Source organism: Flammeovirgaceae bacterium (genome assembly GCA_015180985.1).
Lineage (GTDB): Bacteria > Bacteroidota > Bacteroidia > Cytophagales > Cyclobacteriaceae > UBA2336.
This window is the reverse complement of the sequence record CP054185.1, coordinates 2,143,881-2,163,845: the sequence shown is the minus strand read 5'-3', so window position 1 is coordinate 2,163,845 and position 19,965 is coordinate 2,143,881. Positions and strand designations below refer to the sequence as shown.

At 47.9% G+C, this 19,965-nt stretch carries 9 protein-coding genes and 1 other RNA gene; 5 read left to right on the top strand and 5 right to left on the bottom strand.

The features are described from left to right. Positions 1–4: 4 nt before the first annotated feature. From HRU69_10115 to HRU69_10100, 4 genes are all read left to right on the top strand, one after another. Entirely contained in the window at positions 5–244 is a 240-nt protein-coding gene (locus HRU69_10115) for a hypothetical protein (GenBank protein QOI97819.1), read from the top strand. Positions 245–296: 52 nt separating this feature from the next. After that, an RNA gene (gene ffs, locus HRU69_10110) (signal recognition particle sRNA small type) lies at positions 297–396 on the top strand. Positions 397–439: 43 nt separating this feature from the next. Then, a complete protein-coding gene (gene fsa / locus HRU69_10105) occupies positions 440–1,096 on the top strand; it encodes a fructose-6-phosphate aldolase (protein QOI97818.1) in 657 nt (218 codons plus the stop codon). 5 nt (positions 1,097–1,101) lie between these two features. Further along, complete coding sequence (locus tag HRU69_10100; GenBank protein ID QOI97817.1) at positions 1,102–1,809, top strand: ATP-binding cassette domain-containing protein; 708 nt, start codon at positions 1,102–1,104, stop codon at positions 1,807–1,809. Between the two features lie 2 nt (positions 1,810–1,811). On the opposite strand, the gene HRU69_10095 is transcribed toward HRU69_10100, so the two are convergent. From HRU69_10095 to HRU69_10075, 5 genes are all read right to left on the bottom strand, one after another. Continuing rightward, on the bottom strand, positions 1,812–2,330 hold the full coding sequence (locus HRU69_10095; GenBank protein ID QOI97816.1) for a hypothetical protein: 519 nt from the start codon (positions 2,328–2,330) through the stop codon (positions 1,812–1,814). Next, entirely contained in the window at positions 2,314–2,775 is a 462-nt protein-coding gene (locus HRU69_10090) for an RNA polymerase sigma factor (GenBank protein ID QOI98891.1), read from the bottom strand. The genes HRU69_10095 and HRU69_10090 overlap by 17 nt, the downstream gene beginning before the upstream one ends. A gap of 156 nt (positions 2,776–2,931) precedes the next feature. Continuing rightward, the gene (locus HRU69_10085) at positions 2,932–4,353 is read right to left on the bottom strand and encodes an HD domain-containing protein (protein ID QOI97815.1); all 1,422 of its coding nucleotides are present in this window, start codon (positions 4,351–4,353) and stop codon (positions 2,932–2,934) included. Between the two features lie 41 nt (positions 4,354–4,394). Further along, the gene (locus HRU69_10080; GenBank protein ID QOI97814.1) at positions 4,395–5,450 is read right to left on the bottom strand and encodes a type IX secretion system membrane protein PorP/SprF; all 1,056 of its coding nucleotides are present in this window, start codon (positions 5,448–5,450) and stop codon (positions 4,395–4,397) included. A 9-nt stretch (positions 5,451–5,459) separates the two neighbouring features. Continuing rightward, on the bottom strand, positions 5,460–16,985 hold the full coding sequence (locus HRU69_10075; protein QOI97813.1) for a gliding motility-associated C-terminal domain-containing protein: 11,526 nt from the start codon (positions 16,983–16,985) through the stop codon (positions 5,460–5,462). Between the two features lie 1,350 nt (positions 16,986–18,335). Here HRU69_10075 and HRU69_10070 point away from each other — a divergent pair. Next, a complete protein-coding gene (locus tag HRU69_10070) occupies positions 18,336–19,952 on the top strand; it encodes a CTP synthase (GenBank protein QOI97812.1) in 1,617 nt (538 codons plus the stop codon). Positions 19,953–19,965: the final 13 nt, after the last annotated feature.

The following is a 19,965-nucleotide window of genomic DNA, read 5'->3' as shown; positions in this document are numbered from 1 at the left end:
GATCATGGCAAAAAACCAGAATATCGTACACCAGTATTTTAAAAAAACACTAAACGGCAACCTTATCCTGGTAAAGGTAAATCCCATCCATTACACGGGCACTGAAATTACACGCACTCCGAAAGGTGAAACAGCCCTGCGGGAACTGGAGTTTGATGAACATATTTTTGATGACCTGAAAGCCGATGCATTTGAGCCTTGTAATCCGCTTGAATTTAACCTCTATCTGTCCGGTCTGGTGTGAGGGGCGAGTTCAAAAGTTCAAGGTTCAAAGTTAAAATTAAAGTATATTTGCGCCCGGCAAGCCGGCACGACCAGCTCCTGCTGAACTCCCCCAGGACCGGAAGGTAGCAAGGGTAGGCGGTTGTAGCGGTGCGATGTTGGTTTGCCATTTTTTATTTATCCGATTGTTAATTTTACAGACAAACCACTACAACCCATGAAATTTTTTATTGATACCGCCAACCTGAACGAAATTAAAGAAGCTTACGATTTAGGCGTACTGGATGGCGTAACCACCAATCCTTCGCTGATGGCCAAAGAAGGCATAACGGGCGAAGCCAACATCAAAGCGCATTACAAGGCCATCTGCAATATTGTCGATAACAATGTAAGTGCCGAGGTAATCGCCACGGATTATGAGAACATACTTAAGGAAGGAAGGGAACTGGCTAAAATTGATGACAAAATTGTAGTAAAGGTGCCCATGATTAAAGATGGCGTTAAAGCGCTGAAGAAATTTTCATCGGAGGGCATCCGCACCAACTGCACGCTGGTGTTTTCTGCGGGTCAAGCCATCCTGGCCGCCAAAGCCGGTGCAAGTTATGTATCACCATTTTTAGGACGCCTGGATGATGTATCGCAGGATGGCCTTGAGCTTATCGCTCAAATCCGGCTGATTTACAATAACTACGGTTTTGAAACCGAGATACTGGCCGCATCCATCCGCCATGTAATGCACCTGATTAAATGTGCCGAGATTGGTGCTGATGTAGCCACATGCCCCCTGGCCGTAATAACAGGCCTGCTGAAACATCCGTTAACCGATATTGGCCTGGAGAAATTTCTGGCTGACCATAAAAAAGCTAACGGTTAAAATTTATGTTCTCCACCGACCCGGTTATTCGTGTTAAAGATGCGCACATCTTCCAGGACAGTAACACCGTGCTGGCCGATATTAATTTTGATATTGAAAAAGGCGAGTTTGTTTTTCTGGTAGGACGCACCGGGTCAGGAAAATCCTCCCTGCTAAAAACCCTCTATGCCGATTTGCCCCTCCGGCTTGGCGATATCAGCGTGGCAGGGTTCAACATCAGGGGAATTAAATCATCGCAGGTTCCTCTTCTTCGCAGAAAACTTGGAATTATCTTCCAGGATTTCCAGCTTTTTCCCGATCGCACCGTTGCCGATAACCTGCTGTTTGTTATGAAAGCTACCGGCTGGCGCGATACGGCCAAGATCAAAGCACGGCTCAGCGAAGTGTTAATGCAGGTTGGACTTGGCGCTGTAGAGAAAAAAATGCCCCACCAACTTTCTGGTGGAGAGCAACAGCGCGTGGTTATCGCCCGGGCCATGATTAACGAACCGGTAATTCTGATTGCCGATGAACCCACCGGAAATCTTGATCCGGAGGTATCGCATGGCATCCTGAAGTTATTTCAACAAATCAACAACAGCGGAACAGCCGTGCTGATGGCTACACACGACTACGGCCTTATAAAAAAGTTTCCAAGCCGCGTATTAAAATGTGAGAACGGCAAAGTAATTGACTCGGCTAAAGAACCCTTTGAACTGGCGACAGCATACTAAAGCTAAATGGCTGCCGGTTTTTTATCGTTCTCCGTCCAATCGGCTTTCTCAAGTTTGTGTAACTGCTGATTCAATAAATCAATCCGCACGAGCAGGTTAAGCACCAGGGCATCTTTTACCTGCTTACTCGGCCTATGTCTCATCTCTTCCTTCAGCACCTGATACATGGCTTCAAGTTGCCGGAAATCGTGCGTAAAGCCATTCAATCCATTCTCTGCCTCATTGTTAGCCTCAATCAGTTCGATTTTTTCGGCAATCTGTTCAATATAAAAAGACTCCACATCCTGAAATTCGCGCAACACTGCATGCTGCCTTTGATTATCCCAAAACCTTTGCACCAGCAGCCAGGCCGAGGTTACCATAAACACTACGGCAGCCGCACGCCAAAAAGGCAAAGCATAAATCCATCCCCTGTTACGGCTTAAGGTAGGCTGAATTTTATACCATGCCGCTGCAGATGGGTTGCGATCATCAAACTCGTTACGGTTAGTCCGTATAAAATCTTCAATTTTGTTTTCCATAGTCTGACGTGTTTACGGTTAATAGTTGTTTTAATTTGCTCTTAGCCCGGTTCAACTGCGATTTGGATGTTGACTCGGTTATCTGAAGAATGCCGGCAATTTCCTGGTGATCATAACCTTCCAGCAAATACAGCGACAACACCGCCCGGTAGCCATCCGGCAGTTGCATGATGGCAGCACGTACCCGTTCAACGGTTAACTCCGGCTTATAGTGTGTCTCCGGCTCTTCGGCAACATCAAATGTTTCATCTTCCGGCACTAAATCTAACTTTCGTTTTTTAAGCGTGTTGATTGCCTTGTTTATCACGATCCGCTTCAGCCACGAACCGAAACTGGCATCTCCACGGTATTCTGCAAGGTTTCTAAATGCACTGATAAACGCTTCCTGCAGCACATCTTCCGCTTCATCAGCTTGTCCGGTTATCCGTACGGCCGTGTTAAACATGGATTTAGCATATAGCTGATACAACTTAAAATACGCCTGCTCCTCGCCTCGCTTACAGCGTTCAATCAACTCAAAGTGAGGATTCAGTGATTCAGATCTCAAGTGATAATTTCAGTTTAAGAATGACAACCCAGCCAATGAAAGGTTGCACGGGCACTAACTCACTGGCTCCAAGCCCCGTTCCCGGGCTTTTTTGAGCATAAACTCCATTGCTTCGTTTCTGTCATTACGGATGGTACCGTCAAGAATAGCCTCCTTTATCTCCTCTTTTATCTCCTTGATTAGGGGGCCCGGGGTCAGGTTAAACATCCGGATAATCTCGTCTCCGGTAACGGGTGGTTGAAAGTTTCTTATCCTGTCTTTCTCTTCTACTTCGGTCATCTTTCGCTCTACCAGGTCAAAATTTTTAAGGAAACGACCTTTTTTATCGATATTTTTTGAGGTAATGTCGGCCCGGCATAATTTCATCAAGGCATTAATATCATCACCTGCATCGAACAACAGCCTGCGGATGGCTGAGTCGGTTACTTCTTTGGCCAGTGGAATGGGCCGCAGGTGAAGGCGCACCAGTTTTTGCACAAACTTCATCTTCTCATCCATCGGCAGTTTCAATCGCCTGAAAATACCGGGCACCATGCGCGCACCTTTATCCTCGTGGCCGTGAAAGGTCCAGCCATGCTCTTTATCGTATCGCTTGGTTTGCGGCTTGGCTATATCGTGGAGGATGGCTGCCCAGCGCAGCCATAAATCGGCCGACACGTTCGCCACATTATCCAGCACCTGCAACGTGTGGAAGAAATTATCCTTATGGGCCTTGTTGCCGACATATTCCACACCGTGAAGCAACACTAATTCAGGAAAGAACCGGTTTAGTAAACCGCTGTGAAAAAGTAATTTAAAACCGTATGAGGGAACCGGACTAAGAATAATTTTATTGAGTTCATCCGTAATGCGCTCCTGCGAAACAATGATTATCCGATCGGCCATTTCAACAATGGCTGCATACGTATCGGGCTCAATGTCAAATCCAAGTTGTGAGGCAAAGCGAATGGCGCGCATCATGCGCAGGGGATCGTCTGAAAAAGTAATTTTCGGATCCGTTGGTGTGCGAATAATTTTCTTTTTGATATCCGTTATTCCGTCAAACGGATCCACCAGTTCACCAAACTGATTGTGGTTTAAGCAAAAGGCCATGGCGTTGATGGTGAAATCACGCCTGCGCTGATCATCCTGCAAGGTACCATCTTCTACAATGGGCTTACGCGAATCGTTGCGATACGATTCTTTCCGGGCACCAACAAATTCAAGATTAAACTCCTGATAGGGAATCTGCGCTGTGCCAAAATTTTTATACACATGCACATGCACATCAGGGCCCAGGCTTTTAGCTACGGCTGTTGCCAGTTCAATACCGCTGCCCACACAAACAAAATCAACATCCTTGGATGACCGTCCCATGATCGCATCGCGCACAAAGCCGCCAACCACGTAGGTCTCCAGGCCCAGCTTATCGGCCACTTCGCCCACTCTGGAAAAAACAGGATTATTTAAAACTGCAGCGTAATTAAATTGACTCATCACGAGCCAAAATTACTCAAATGTTGTGAGTACCGTTTGGGTTAATTCCAGAAGCCTTCCTTGCTATTAAAAGTCGGGCAGGGAATAAGGCGGTATTTTTTCTTTACCGAACGCTGCACTGGCTTGGAGAGGAACTCGTAAATCAGTGCAATTTCATGCGCTCCACCCGAGGTTGTTTGGAGTTCCGAAACGGTAAAGTCATAACTGTAACCAATGGTAAGGTTGCGCATGTAGAGTCCTAACTGAACAATGGCAGCATCCTGTGTAATACTTCCGGCTACCGACTTTTGCCAGGGTTTTCCTCGATACCAAAAGCCTACCGAAACCGGATCGATGTGATAGTTCACGCCAATATCAAACTGATTAAATGTTGGGCCTTGCTGCCTGTACATAGCCGACCAGGTCAGGTAGGAATTACGAACCATGGTTGAGCGGGGGCCACCACCGGAAAGATCCATACGGTAGCCAATGTGCAAATTCATTTTCATTGGTAAACGGCTTACATCGCCCAATACGGATAAGTTTGGCTCATTCATATGTGTAAAGGCAGCGCCAAACCACAGCGACCGGGTATAAAGCAAGGCACCGGCCCCAACATCAAAATACGATTGCTGGCCGATTTTATCCTGGTCCGGATCGATAGAATAATATTGACCATCCCGTTCGAATTCCAAACCATCGCCAAGCCTGATTTTACTTCTATCAATACCGTTTGTTCCATATGCAAAATTAAGTCCCGGAGAAAAAACCAGTTTTTCCGTCAGTTTAACTTTATACGAATACAGGAAATTCAGTGAATTTGTCCGCCACCCGGCCGAACCCATTTTATCGGTGGTCATTAACAAACCAAAACCACTGCGAAGTTCCTCCACGAAGATGTCATAGGAAAATGCATAGGTAACGAAAGCCTGTGGCAGGTTGGGCCACTGCATGCGGTGATTGGCCACCAGGCGTTGTTGTGGGGTGATGCCTGCAAAGCCCGGGTTCAGATACAAAGGGGCATTGTAATATTGAGAGAACTGAAGGTCCTGAGCAGAAGCAACAATACCTGCACTACACAGAAAGAGAGCAAATCCGTATTTCAATATTTTCTGCATAGCCTAAAACTATCGAATCAAAGTTACATCTCCAACCTGCGTTACCTGCTGGCCGTCAGACAAACGAAGGACAAGTTTAAATACATACACCCCGGCCGGTAACAGTCGTTGATTCCGATCGTAACCGTCCCAACCCCGGATGGGTACCGGTGCACCGGGTTCGTTTCGGCTTTCAAAAATCATGGTACCCCAGCGATCAAATATCTGCATCAGGAATGTACCAGGTTCGTTTACATTGATTCCCCTAACCAGTGGCAGGAATACATCATTAACGGCCGCACCGCTGTTGGGAATGCCTCCATTAGGTCCGCTCGGATCAGGAGTAAACGCATTTGGCACCTTTACCAGGCCGCCTTCGCGGGCAATGATTTGTTGGGTTACCGTATCAGCACATACCACATCACCCCGGACTTCACGCATTACCATGGTAACCGTATAAAGTCCTTCTACCGGATAACGATAAGTAGGATCGGGGTCACCAAAGTTTTGTTTGATAATATCATTGGTATCACCAAAATTCCACCAGAAGTTAACTGAATCGGCAGCCGGAGCGGATGGCGTGCTGAAATTAAAGGTTACCAGTTCTGTATCAGGTACAAACAAGGTTGTCGGCCTGGCCTGGAAAGAGGCCAACGGCAGGTTGTATACATTAACAGGAACTACACCCGGCATGGCATTCGGGCCTGTACCCGAGTTATCGGCAAATGCCGTTTGACTCGTTATGCTGTTAGTTGTTGTTAAAAAGATGGTATACGTACCAGGGTTTACAATATCAAACACCGGCAATGGAATAGTGGATGTACCCACTGTACGTCCTCCCTGATCAACTACGCGCCATTGAAACTGATCACCTGTAGAGGTATTGGTTAAAATCCGGATTTGTGTAGGGAAGCATGCATTAGCCGGCTCAAAAGTAAACCCTGCCACTAAAGGAGGAAGAAGAATATTAATATCTTCTTCATAGATGCTTGAGCATGTTACTCCATTGGATTGTGCCACGGTGTTTACGGCAGTTAACCGCACGGTCTTTAAGCCGGGTGAAGAATAATCTACCGTAAACGGCCCTATGCCCGACTGCGTTAACGGGGTAGCTGATAAACCAAATTCCCAATCATAACTGAAGTTGGTTATGTCAATTGGCGAGGAAGTATTGGTATATGTAACCGTTGCATTACCACCAATAAACGGAGGCACTACGCCTTCATCGAAACCGGCAACAATCTCGCGATAAACGGTAACCGGGATAGTCTGTTGAGCAGTACAACTTCCGTTTGATACCGTATACACGATATTGTAAATATTCGGATTTGACGTTGTTTGGTTGGTGATGGTAAAGGTCTGATTGGCTGCTGCCACAAAAGGACCCCTGTTCTCCACAACCACATTATCGGATTGACGAATAACCTGCCAGCTATGTGAGTTACCTCCCAATGTAGGATTAACAATATTTACCTGATCCCCGCTGCACATCTCGGTTTTATTCGGGAACATGTTGATTAATATGTTCGGGAAAATGGTTATGGTTTGGCTGGTCTGCTTCGGTCCGCACCCATCCACGTTGTTCACAGCCGAGAGGATGACCGGGAAGTTGGTGTTGGTTGACGTGTTGAAGCTGACAAAGTTATGCGTAATGGTATTGGTTCCGTTCGGTAAAGAATTCGGGGCTATCACATCCTGCTGGCCATCGCTCCATATCCAGGTGTACTCAATATCCGGATCAACCGTCCACTGGAACGTGAAGTCATTTCCACTGCACTGGGCCGGAGGACTTAACACTGTAAAGTTCGGATTGATTTTGCTTACCGGCACGGTTACGGCAATCGGCAACGTAGTGGCAAAACAGCCATTAAAGTCGCGCAGCTCGGTTAACGTAAACGTAGTGGTGTTCATGTAATTCAAAACAGGCACCGGAGTCACGTCTGCACCGATGCGATCATTTACAAACGTAGTCCCGTTGTTATAGTCAAAGAAATAAGGAGCTGTTCCGTTGGAGAAGGTGAAATTCAGGATAAAGAACTCTCCCTCACAAACCGGAGAATGAGATGGCGAAAGGGTTGCCGTTGGAATGCTGTTAACGGTTACTGAAACAACATTCGATTCAAGGGTTTCGCAACCCGAAGTAATAACCCGTTTGTAGTAGGTTTTAACAAGCAACGAGGAAGGCGGGTCAAACGTTGCACTGGTAGCACCCAATACATCGGTAAAACTGATACCATCGGTTGACTCCTGCCACTGATAAACATAGTTACCGATGCTTCCAAATGCCGGAGCCAACTCTACAAACGGATTCGGATCATCCTGGCCTAAACAAATGCCCTGGTCGAACCCAAGAATACCTTCAAACAATGGCAACGGATCGACAATAACCACTGGCAACGATTTCTTCACACAGGTATTGACATCCGTAATGTTAATATCATAAAGACCGGAGTTTAGTCCGGTGAATATTCCGGAAAGTTGGCCAGTTACATTTCCCGTAGGCACCCCACCTTTGAACAACTCAAAGGTATAACCGCCTGCCCCGCCACCCGATGAGGTAACTGAAATCTCACCATCGCTGGCACCAAAGCAACTCACATTAAAGCTGTTGTAATTGGAGGTAATGGCAATGGAAATATTGAGATCAGCAGGCTGCGTAATAGCCACCGGTGCAGTTGTCAATAAGCATCCGTTAACATCCTGTATCCGTACCCGGTATGTGCCTGCACGCAGGTTGTCAAAAACACCTGTAAGCTGACCGGTTGTGTTGCCCGGATTTTCCAGCAATGTAAAGTTGAGTGGAGCTGTTCCACCTCCAAAGGTTATGGTAAGCTGTCCGTCAGTCTGGTTAAAGCAACTGATATTAAACCCATTAAAGTTACTGGTTGCATTGCCAACTCCGGTAAGCGCGGCCGGTTCGGTTACGGTAATTGGCGCAGTAACTACCGAACATCCATTCACATCCGTTGCTGTAAAGGTATAATTCGGCCCAGCAACAACACTGGTAAATACACCTGAGAAGCGGCCGGTTTGGTTTGCCACCGGAAACTGGTCAAACACATAAATAGCCGACCCCGTTCCTCCGGCAGATGTAACCGTCACAATACCATCGCCCGCACCATTGCAGCTAATATCCTGTCCGTTATAATTGCTCGTAATTGATGCGCTGGCTGTTAAAGCAGGAGGCTCGTTAACTGTGATAGGAACTGTAACAGCCGTACAGTTATTAATGTCGGTAATACGGAAGGTATACGTACCTGCCGGAATGCCGGTGAATATACCAGATGCAGCACCGGTTACGTTACCCGGTATTTCAATAAACTGATAGGAATAAGTGGCCGTTCCACCGGTTTGAGTAACCTGAATAATGCCATCGCTCGCACCAAAACAACTTACATGCTGGCCGTTGTAGTTGCTGGTTATGGTTGATGATGGCACAAGTACAGCCGGTTGTGTTACAATCGTTGCCGAGGTTGTACGCTGGCAACCATTCAGATCAGTTACCAGCACCGTATAACTTCCGGCAGGTATGCCGGTATAGATGCCGCTTACATCACCAGTGGTATTGATTGGAGGAGATAGTATATACGAATAGGCGGGCACACCGCCACCCGCGGTTACCGTAAGGATGCCATCGCTGGCCCCGTTACAGGTTATCTGTGCCCCGTTGTAATTGCTGGTAACCGCCATGGTGGCTGTTAACGCAGCAGGAGGACTTACCACAATCGGTGCAGTTACTACAAAACAACTGTTCGCATCGCGGATGGTTACCGTGTATGTTCCGGCACCAACGCCTGTATATATACCGGTAAGGTCACCCGATGTGTTGGTGGGCGCCTGGTCTAGTTTAAAGGTATACGCACCAGTTCCACCGGCCGGTGTAACGGTTATTTCACCATCGGTTGAGCCTACGCATCGAATATCCTCCCCATTGTAATTGCTGGTTACAGCACCACTGCCGCTGACAACCGTGGGTTCAGTAACTGAAATCGGGGCACTTACAACCTGGCAGTTGTTTACATCGCGAACAGTAAAGGTGTAGCCCGCACCTGCCGGAACACCAATGAAAATGCCGGAGAACTGACCGGTTGTATTAGCCGGAAACTGATCGAATACATATTGGAGTACACCTGTACCTCCACCTCCGGTAACCGTAATTACACCATCGCTTACTCCGTTACAGCTTATCTGTGAACCATTATAGTTACTGGTAACGGCTGAACTTGCTGTTACAGCCGATGGCTGGTTAATTGTAATTGGTGCCGTTGTGACCTGACACAGGTTTACATCGCGTACAATAAAGGTGTAGGTGCCTTGCGGAACACCGGTAAAAATTCCACTGACTGCTCCGGTTGTATTACCCGGTATTTCAACAAACGAATACGTATATCCCGGAGTACCACCGGTTTGTGTTACACGAATGGTACCATCGCTGGCACCAAAGCAGCTTATCTGTTGCCCGTTATAATTGCTGGTTACGGCCGAACTGGCGTTAAGCACAGCCGGTTCGGTAACCGTAACAGGAGAGGTAACCCGCACACAAGCATTAAGGTCGGTAACCTGTACCGTATAGGTTCCGGCCGGAACACCGGTAAAGATACCCGAGGCCGCACCTGTTACATTACCAGGAATTTCAACAAGCAGGTAACTGTAAGCCGGTACGCCACCGCCTGCTGTAACTGTAAGAATACCATCACTTGCGCCATTGCAACTGATCTGACGGCCATTATAATTGCTGGTTACTGCCATCGTAGCCGTTAAGGCAGGTGGAGGGGAAACGGTAATAGGCGCTGTCACCACAAAGCAATTGTTGGCATCGCGTATAGTTATTGTGTAAACACCAGCACCTACACCGGTATAAACTCCTGTAGCATCACCGGAAGTATTAGCCGGATTCTGATCAAGCCTGAACGTGTAGGCCCCTGTGCCACCAGCCGGTGTTACGGTTATAATTCCGTCACTCGCACCCACGCAGGTAATGTGCTGGCCATTGTAGTTGCTCGTTACCGAACCACTTCCGGAAACTGGCGTAGGTTGCGTAACGTCAATAGGAAGGGTAACTACCGTACAGTTTTTGGAGTCGCGGACGGTAAACGTATAGCCTGTGCCGGCAGGAACACCGGTAAACACGCCCGAAAACTGACCGGTTGTATTAGTGAATACAAACTGATCAAAAACATACTGCAATAATCCGGTGCCACCGCTTGCGGTAACGGTAACAATACCATCGCTTGCACCATTGCAACTTACCTGCGAACCATTGTAGTTGCTGGTTACTGAAGCACTTGCAGTAACGGCAGCCGGTTGATTAATGGTTATCTGAACAAGATCGGAACACAAATTCAAATCGCGCACTTCGAAATCATAAGTTCCATCGGCCAGGCCGCTAAAGATGCCACTGCCGTTGGTTGGACCAGCCGGGTTAATCTGTTCGAACGTATAGGCTCCGGTTCCGCCTGTTCCACTGATTGTAATCTGTCCATCGCTTGCGCCATTACACGAAATGGTGCCCGTAATCAATCCCGAAGCTATAACCGGTGCAGGTTCGGTAACATTTACCAGCGCTGATGTAACTGTACAACCTCCGGCATCCTGCACAAAAACAGAGTAGTTGCCGGGACCTAGGTTTTCAAAAGAACCATCTACTGTTCCAGTCAAGTTGCCTGGATCCTGCACCAGGGTAAACGTATATCCCCCGTTACCACCGTTAGCAATAGCTGTAACCTGTGCATCGTTAGCTCCGGCACAGCTAATCTTGGCTCCGTTATAGTTGCTGGTTACCGAAGCGAATGCGGTCAGTACCGGTGGCTGTGTAACGGTTACTGTGTTTGAAACCCGTGTACAGCCATTGTCATCCTGAACCGTTACTGTATAATTACCTGCCGCAAGACCAGTGAAAACACCTGTTCCGTTGGAGGTAAACGGAGCCTGATTAAGTGTAAAGGTATAAGTCGGGCCAACCAATGTGCCTCCACCACCCACTACACTGATTTGTCCGTCACTGTTACCAAAACAACTAACCGGAGCAGTGAGGGTTGCTGTTGCCGTTACTGGTGCCGGTTCGTTAATGGTAACTGTAGCTGTAGTAAACTGGCAGTTATTTACATCTTTTATAACAAATGTGTATGTGCCTGCACGTAAGCCGGTGTAAACACCACTGGCATCGCCCGATGTATTGCTGGGCAGTTCCAGCAACTTAAAGGTATAGCCTCCTGCCCCACCGGCAGGTGTAATAGTTACTACGCCATCGGAAGCGGCATTACACGATACATGCTGACCATTAAAATTCGAAGTGATTGCCGCAACTCCGGATAATGCCGGAGGATCCGTAAGGGTTAGTGGAGCCGAGTTGTTGATACACATGTTGGCATCGCGTACGCGTACTACATACGGGCTTCCGGCAGCCGATAATCCGTTGAAAATCGGGCTGGCAAAAAACGTTGCACCACCATCAATGCTGAACTGATAAGGCCCAACACCGTTAGCCGGAACAGCTGTTATCTGCCCATCGCTGGCACCGGTACAGGAAACATTGAAGCCATTGAAATTCGAAGTGATGCTGGTCGTAACCGAAGGAGTTGGGTTAATTACAAACAGAACCTGCGCCACCTTGGTACATTGTCCGTTATCCACCTCGGCAAATACCGGTACGCCATTGGTAAGCGTATAGGCACTGGGTGTGGCAATGGGTGTTGTCAGTGCAAGATCCTCAAACCAGCTGAAGGTTATTCCTCCTCCGGAATTTATTGACGGTTGCAATGTGGTTAGATCAATAAAGAAGGTATTGCCGCCTGGTGTATCGGAACATACGGTTTGATTGATGTTGTTGCCTGTAGGAGCCGGATCGATGGTGATCACTACATCAACCGGATCGCTTTCGCATGAACCAAGGGCAGCAGGTGTGGTTGCTTTAACTTCATAAGTAACCGTACCCGGTACTACACCATTATTAACAAGGATGTTGGTAATGGTTGCTCCGGTTCCGTTTGAAGCCCCGGTTATCAGTCCTGAAATACTCTTTACAGTCCACGTGAATGAACTTCCACCGATGGTAGAAGTAAGTGTTATCGTTGGCGATGTGCCACTACAAATCGTTTCGCTGGTAGGTGAATTTACCACTGGCTCAGGGTTAACCGTAACGATAACAGGAATTGGCGGATCGCCTATACAACCCGTTACCGAGTTAATCGGTCGTACAAAATATTCCACCACCACCGGAGCGCCCGTCAGGTTTTCCCAACGGTCATCCAATAAAACCGAAGCAGTAAAAATGCCCGTTGTCGGGTTGCCTGCAACAGCAGTTAACCCGTTTGTATTGATTGAAGTAATCTCAAACTGATCAGCGGTTGAACTGCCGGGTGCAACAGCCAAAATAATGGAAACCGATTCGGTACCACTACATATTACATCATTAAGGTTTGGAGCAAGTACCGGCTCAGGACGTACCGTAAGGTTTACGATCTGAGCGGTGCCCACACACCCGGCCAGACTGACCGGAGCTACAGTGTATTGAACGGTAAGATTTCCACCTGTGGTGTTTGTCCAGATGTCGCCAAATATTTCACTGCTTGGTGCATTATTAACCAGCGGTCGAGAAGCTGGCGATAAGCCCGGTGGCACACTTACGTTGGTGATATTAAAGGTTACGGCACCGGGGCCTGCTAACGTGATTCCAGCCTGCGTATCGCTACATACTGTATTGGAAAGTGGGTTGAGGCTCGGGCGCGGGTTAATGGCTACACCCAGACTTGCCGGATTTCCGGCACAGCCGGTGGTTGTGGTCGGCACCACTTCAACTAATCCGGCAACGATACCAAAATTTACAGTAATCGTGCTGGTGCCTTGTCCGCTGATGATGGATGAACCCGGAGGCACCGTCCACGCGTACGTTGTATTGGCCAGATTTGGAACACTGTAAACGACACCAGCCTCATTTTCGCAAACGGCAGTAGGACCGGTAATTACAATCGGTGGCGGGCTGCTTTCTACCGTGATATTCTTTATGTTAGGAAGACCAACACATCCCTTGTTTGAAGTTTCTGTAACTGAAATATCCTGTCCCGGGTTAACAATAACCGGAAACGCCAGCAAAGCAAAGAAATCATTCACGCCCGCACCGGCAAAGAGGTCAAACGGAGGATCAGGGATACTCCAGGAGTAGGTAGCCCCGGCATTTATTGTTGTAATCTGATACAGGTTGATGGCAGTAGGGTCAACGCACACGTTGCTGGCGCCAATAATCGGGTTGGGGCCAGGGCGAGGATTAATTGTAATCTCAACCTCAGCCACATTCGTACAACCAAACGTATCCGTTACACGGGCAAAGAAAGAAGTACCGTCATTAGCGGTGACATTAGTCGGATCCGGAACCGGAATGGTTGTTCCTGCATCTGCAAACCAGGCCACCGTGTTGGCCGCCACTCCGTTTTTAACCGCGTTATCAAAGGTAGTGAGGTTAATACCTGCGCGGGTATTGCTGCCAACCGGCAGGTCTTCGCAAAACTCAGGTGTTTGATTGATGGCAGCAGGGCGCGACCGCACAGTGAAGGTAACTGTTCCGTCAGTTATACAGCCGGGTGATACATCGGTTCGTGTAACCCGGGTATAAACAACATCGAGGTTAGCAAGCGATGCTGATACCGGGTATGGTATCGTACGGGCCGGATCAGTAAAAAACTGAACTGTACGACCAACCGAACCGGGTATACCGGTAATGGCATCATTCAAACTGGTCAGGAAAGCCAGTGTAACGGTAGCCGTTCCAAGGGTTGGGGCATCTTCGCATAAAGCCGGTGTTTGATTGTTGTTTACCGGAGTTGCATGACGGGTTACTACTACCTGGTCATTTGACGAACTGCAAACGCCTAAGGCGCTGGTTACCGTCCAGGTAAACGTGGTATTGCCAACCGGCAGGTTAGAAACAGCCGAAGTGGGACTATTGATGTCGGCTATCAACGGAGGGGTAACGCCTGAGCCGGATACAAAAATATTATCAAAGCGATGAAATTCTGCTCCGGCATCATTTAAAACACGAACAACGATTTCGAGTGTTGTTCCAGTCAGTCCGGTTACGGTAAACGTATTAAAAGCACCATCCACCCCGCTGTCGTCAACAATTTCGCCTAAAAGTATTTCGGCACCACCGTTAATCCGGTAGAAGGCGCGGATATAATCTGTAGGCTCCATGGTACCCAGTTCAGCCATTTGAATGGAGATGGTAACATTAGGCTGCGCGGTGATATTGATAATGGGTGAACGCCATACCAGTTCGGCATTCACATCCTGGGCCTCCATCACATTGCTCTGCACCCGCAGGTAATCATCGGCAGCCAGCAGCGTATTGGCAGTTGGGGCTGTTATACTCCACCCATCCGGATGGTTAAATACCGTAGCATGGGGGTTAGGGCCAGATAACCCCGTACCATTCGGATAAGTAAACGTTTGATAATAGAGCGCACTGCCTATGCTCCAGGTTCCGGTACCGCCATTATTGGCTGCGGTTGCCGCCAGGTTGGTAGTCGGATCGCAGGTTTGCTGATCAGGACCCGCAGCGGCCGGAGAAGGCAGGCGATCAAATGTAATAACTACGGGATCATTAACTGCGAGACAGGCACCTACCGGATCATTGGTGGTGAGGCGTAACGTAACAGAGCCAGCGGTAAAATCACCGGCCGAAGGTTGGTACGTATCGGTAGCCGGACTTGTGTTGTCAAAAACACCCGTAGCGCTACCACTTGAGGAGAATACACCCGTACCGGAAACCACCTCCCAGCGCGCCTGCGAGGCCCCTCCGCCAAATGTACCGGATAGATTAACGAAGAAGGGAGCGGTTGGCGGGTTATTTAAGCAATGAGTAAAATCAGCCGGGCCAGAGACCGTTGGCGGGTCGCGGAATATAATATCAACAAAGTCATCCGAAGGCGGGCATGTACCGGAAGTCAATCGCCAGCGGAAGGTATAAGTACCTGGCAAAGTAACTGTAACAACGGCATTGCGGGTATTGGCGTTAGGAGCAAACGAAGAAGTGCCCGGCCCGGCAGTCTGCGTCCATGTGCCAGTAGCAAAAGTCGGATCGTTACCGTTTAAAGTTGCCGAAAGGCCGCACTCATCCTGGTCAGAACCGGCATTGGATACAGGAGGGGTGGTACCGAAGTCAATCACAACATCATCAAATGATGAACAAGATCCGTTAACTACCGTCCACCTGAACGTATGGATACCATTAGCAAAAACCGTGACAACAGCATTTGGTGTATTGGCATTTGGTGTAAACGTAGGGGCTCCTCCGGGTCCGCTCACACGTGTCCATGTGCCGGTACCGGGTGCGGGATTGCTTCCCGCAAGGGTGGCATTCAAAGGCGAAGAAATACACAGGAACTGATCGGGTCCTGCAGCAGCCGGAGTAGGGTTGGCTGAAACATTTACCGTTGAGTTATCAACCAATGAAGAACAAAATACTCCACCACCAAAATCCGCTGTGGCAACATAGGTTAAACCATATGAGCCGGGAGCGGTTGAAGCCTGTACTGTTGGCGTTTGAATGGTTGAGTTGTCAAGAATTCCCGTTGAGCCTCCCCATGTATGGCCGGATATTGAGCCAAAACTGGTTGTCGGGTTACCATTTAATGTTATTGTACTGCCTTCGCAGACATTTGCGGGATCAGGGGTGATGTTGACGGTGGGCCGTGCACGGACATTCACCGCCAGCGTTCGGGCTGTACTTGGGCATTGCGAACCATTAACAGTGGTAACTGGGGGCGAAACATATTGCTGTACAACGGATATACTGCCTGATCCCACTGCCGCTGCACTATTGATAGTTAGTGATTGGGTTCCTTGTCCGGAGGAAATTGTACCAACCGCAACAGGTACCGTCCACAAAAATTCTGTTGCTAATTGAAAATTTCCGGTAATAGCATCAGTTATCGTGACATTCCCTGGAGGAGCAGGTAATGTGTATACATAGGTTGATGATGGACATAGATTTGTAGGTCCGGTAATGACGGGTGGCTGGCTTAGGTTGGGTCTAAGGGTAATTGTTACTTCGGTTGGATCGCTAATACAGCCATTAGCCGCAGTGGCTGTTACCCAGAAATGTTTTCGTTGGCCCGGGTTAATTTGAGTAGCACCGCCACCCAAAGCCGGAGTAAATGAATTTGCTGTTACGATAACATTGGTGTTACTGAGCGCATCAGCTAAACTGCGGTACCACCGGTAGGTTAAACCTCCAATAACCGGATTTACGCTTATCGTTCGGCTCTGCCCTTCACAAACATCAACATTGGGTACCGTTGGTGGATTGGGTTTTGTGATAATGGTAATGGTGTAATTTCGGGTAACCGGAGCGGCATTAGCAAAATAGTTATTAACATCAGGAATAGTGGGGGCCTGAGATTGATAACTTGCTGAACCCCTGAAGTTAAACACATTATCAGGTACCGCTTGAGGAGGGTTCAATCCATTACCATCAAAAGTATTCCGGTCGAAATTATTACAGATGTTCCACGTTCGCATAGTAACAGTGAATACCTGTCCGGCAACAGCTGATGCTGGCATCTGGATATTATCTGTTATATGTATCGGGGCAAGAGTCGGGGCAGCCTGATAAATTACTCGTCCCCAAACCGGCAACTGCGCAGGTGTATATGAAACTCCATTGATAATTACATTTCCAGTGATTGTAGAGGCAGTACCATAAACAAACTGAACCCATCGTGCCTGATTGTTAGGCTGTGGGTTCTCAAGAGGAGGTGTACAGTTAAAATCAGTAGCATCAACTAACCGTATCGGATTCGTATCACCTTGACAAACATTTACATTCTCTCCAACCTCGACACCAGTACTTGTAGGATCGTGGTTGATGTCGTGAGTTCCTAATTGTACATTATTTTCTCTATCCCAAACTGTAAACTTTTGAGTTTGAACACCACTGGCCAAACAACTTGTAGCTCCCACACCCCAGGTTGCTTGCATCGTATATGTGCAACGTTCCCCAGCCGTGGCTGACGCATTACTGGTTCCTCCCGTTGTCGGGTAATTATACACATGGTTACGTGTTACTCGCCACAATTGTTTGGCAAGATTTGTCTCGAAGGTATTAACCAAAGTAGGATTCAGCGTCTCAACCAAACCATCAGCCCAGTCAATTATTATTCTAGGAGGATTTGTAGAATTATAATTTATGCCAGTATACTCTACCTGCCAATCCAGACTTCGTGGTGAACATAACGAAGAAGGATTAAGTATAATATTACCTGGAATCGGCACCCCAATACCATCAGCTTTACTGCAATTAAAAACAGCGCCTGACAAAACTGGGTTGGGTCCTATATCCTGACCCGGAGCTGGTGGAGCACAAGACCAGGGTCTGTATTCTACTGGCAATCCAACCTCACCATTAGCGTCACGAGGCGTAACCCTTACTGCAATATGTGCATTGATTAACCCCCCGCTAATGTTTAATGTCAACGAAGCACCTGATGATATAATTGAAGGATTATTACCACAATTGTCATCATATCGAATCCACGTTATTGTAGAACCCGACTGCGCATGACCATCGGCATCAAAATAATCATACGAAACAGTTAATGTTAACCCGCTTTTCATTCCACCAGTTAGTCTTACATTGCTCGCCACAGGAACAGTCGCAAAGGCAGAAGTAAAACCTAACAGTAGAATTGCAATGACAAGAAATCGGAAAGATCTATGCACCATTGACACTCGCTATAATTCCGTTAAAATACTCAACCTATCGATTTCAGCCAAACGTGCAGACATGGAGGTTATAATCAGCCTCTATATACAGTACCCGTTTAGGGTGTAACCACCACTTGCAGGTATACCCGATAAGGGTTAGTTTATTCCCGGTATTCCGTTACCTTTGCACCCCGTAACAACCGCTGCATGTCCACCGCCAAATACATTTTCGTTACGGGAGGAGTAACCTCAAGCCTCGGCAAAGGCATCATCTCCGCTTCACTCGGTAAGTTATTGCAATCCAGGGGGTTCAACGTAACCATCCAGAAGTTTGATCCCTATATTAATATAGACCCCGGTACCCTCAACCCCTACGAACATGGTGAGTGCTATGTGACCAACGATGGCGCTGAAACCGACCTGGACCTGGGCCACTATGAGCGCTTTTTAAATGTACCCACCAGCCAGGCCAACAACATTACCACCGGGCGCATTTATAATAATGTCATCACCAAAGAACGCCAGGGCGAATACCTCGGCAAAACGGTGCAGGTCATTCCCCATATCACCGATGAAATCAAGCGCAACATCTTTTTGCTGGGCGAAAGCGGCAAGTACGATGTTATCATCACCGAGATTGGCGGCTCGGTGGGCGATATCGAATCCCTGCCCTTTATTGAAGCCGTGCGCCAGGTAAAGTGGGACATCGGCTCAAACAATGCGCTGGTCATTCACCTCACCCTCATCCCCTACCTGAAGGCAGCCGGTGAACTAAAAACCAAACCCACACAACATTCGGTTAAGGAACTGCTCTCTTCGGGGGTGCAACCCGATATTCTGGTATGCCGCACCGAACGGCCCCTGCCACTTGAAATCCGGAAGAAACTGGCGCTATTCTGTAACGTACACCTTAACTCGGTTATTGAAGCCATCGATGCCGACACGATTTACGATGTACCCATCCTGATGCGCAAAGAGAAACTGGATGAGCGGGTGCTGGCAAAATTAAAAATGACGTCCAAATCGGAGCCCGACCTGGAGCACTGGAAGGATTTCCTCGGTAAACTCAAAAACCCGGTTGAAGAAGTTACCATCGGACTGGTGGGTAAATACGTTACCCTGCCCGATGCCTACAAGTCGATTGCCGAAGCGTTTGTGCATGCTGGTGCGCAAAACGATTGCCGGGTAAATGTTAAATGGATTTCTTCTGAGGATCTGGATAAAGAAAGTGTTAACTCAATATTAAAAGGATTACATGGAGTTTTAGTGGCTCCCGGTTTTGGCGAGCGCGGTATGGAAGGAAAAATCGAGGCCATCCGGCATGTGCGGGAAAATAAAATCCCGTTTTTCGGTATTTGCCTGGGCATGCAATGCGCTGTTATTGAATTTGCCCGCCATGTGCTGGGTTTGGAGGCCAGTTCAACCGAACTGAACCCAAAAACAAAAAACCCGGTAATCGATTTAATGGAAGAGCAGAAAAAAATTACTGCCAAGGGCGGCACCATGCGGTTGGGGGCTTATGCTTGCCGGCTAAAGAAAGGAAGCAAAGCTGCAACGATTTATGGCGAAACAACAATTATGGAGCGCCACCGCCACCGGTACGAATTCAATAACAAATATTTAGACCAGCTGGAAGCTGCTGGATTACGGGCTGTGGGCATCAATCCGGAATCGAACCTGGTGGAAGTTGTTGAACTGAAAGATCACCCGTGGTTCATTGGTGTACAGTATCATCCTGAACTGCGCAGCACCGTAATGAACCCGCACCCGCTTTTTGTTAAGTTTGTGGCCGCTGCCATTGAATATAAAAAATCACTTCTTTAACCTGTAATTGTTT

What these genes read in the sequence shown, in the direction of transcription:
- HRU69_10070 (QOI97812.1), top strand. Translation starts at nt 18,336, where the DNA reads ATGTCCACCGCCAAATACATTTTCGTTACGGGAGGAGTAACCTCAAGC.
- HRU69_10100 (QOI97817.1), top strand. Translation starts at nt 1,102, where the DNA reads ATGTTCTCCACCGACCCGGTTATTCGTGTTAAAGATGCGCACATCTTC.
- HRU69_10075 (QOI97813.1), bottom strand. Translation starts at nt 16,985, where the DNA reads ATGCCAGCATCAGCTGTTGCCGGACAGGTATTCACTGTTACTATGCGA.
- HRU69_10085 (QOI97815.1), bottom strand. Translation starts at nt 4,353, where the DNA reads ATGAGTCAATTTAATTACGCTGCAGTTTTAAATAATCCTGTTTTTTCC.
- HRU69_10080 (QOI97814.1), bottom strand. Translation starts at nt 5,450, where the DNA reads ATGCAGAAAATATTGAAATACGGATTTGCTCTCTTTCTGTGTAGTGCA.
- fsa (QOI97818.1), top strand. Translation starts at nt 440, where the DNA reads ATGAAATTTTTTATTGATACCGCCAACCTGAACGAAATTAAAGAAGCT.
- HRU69_10115 (QOI97819.1), top strand. Translation starts at nt 5, where the DNA reads ATGGCAAAAAACCAGAATATCGTACACCAGTATTTTAAAAAAACACTA.
- HRU69_10095 (QOI97816.1), bottom strand. Translation starts at nt 2,330, where the DNA reads ATGGAAAACAAAATTGAAGATTTTATACGGACTAACCGTAACGAGTTT.
- HRU69_10090 (QOI98891.1), bottom strand. Translation starts at nt 2,775, where the DNA reads ATGTTTAACACGGCCGTACGGATAACCGGACAAGCTGATGAAGCGGAA.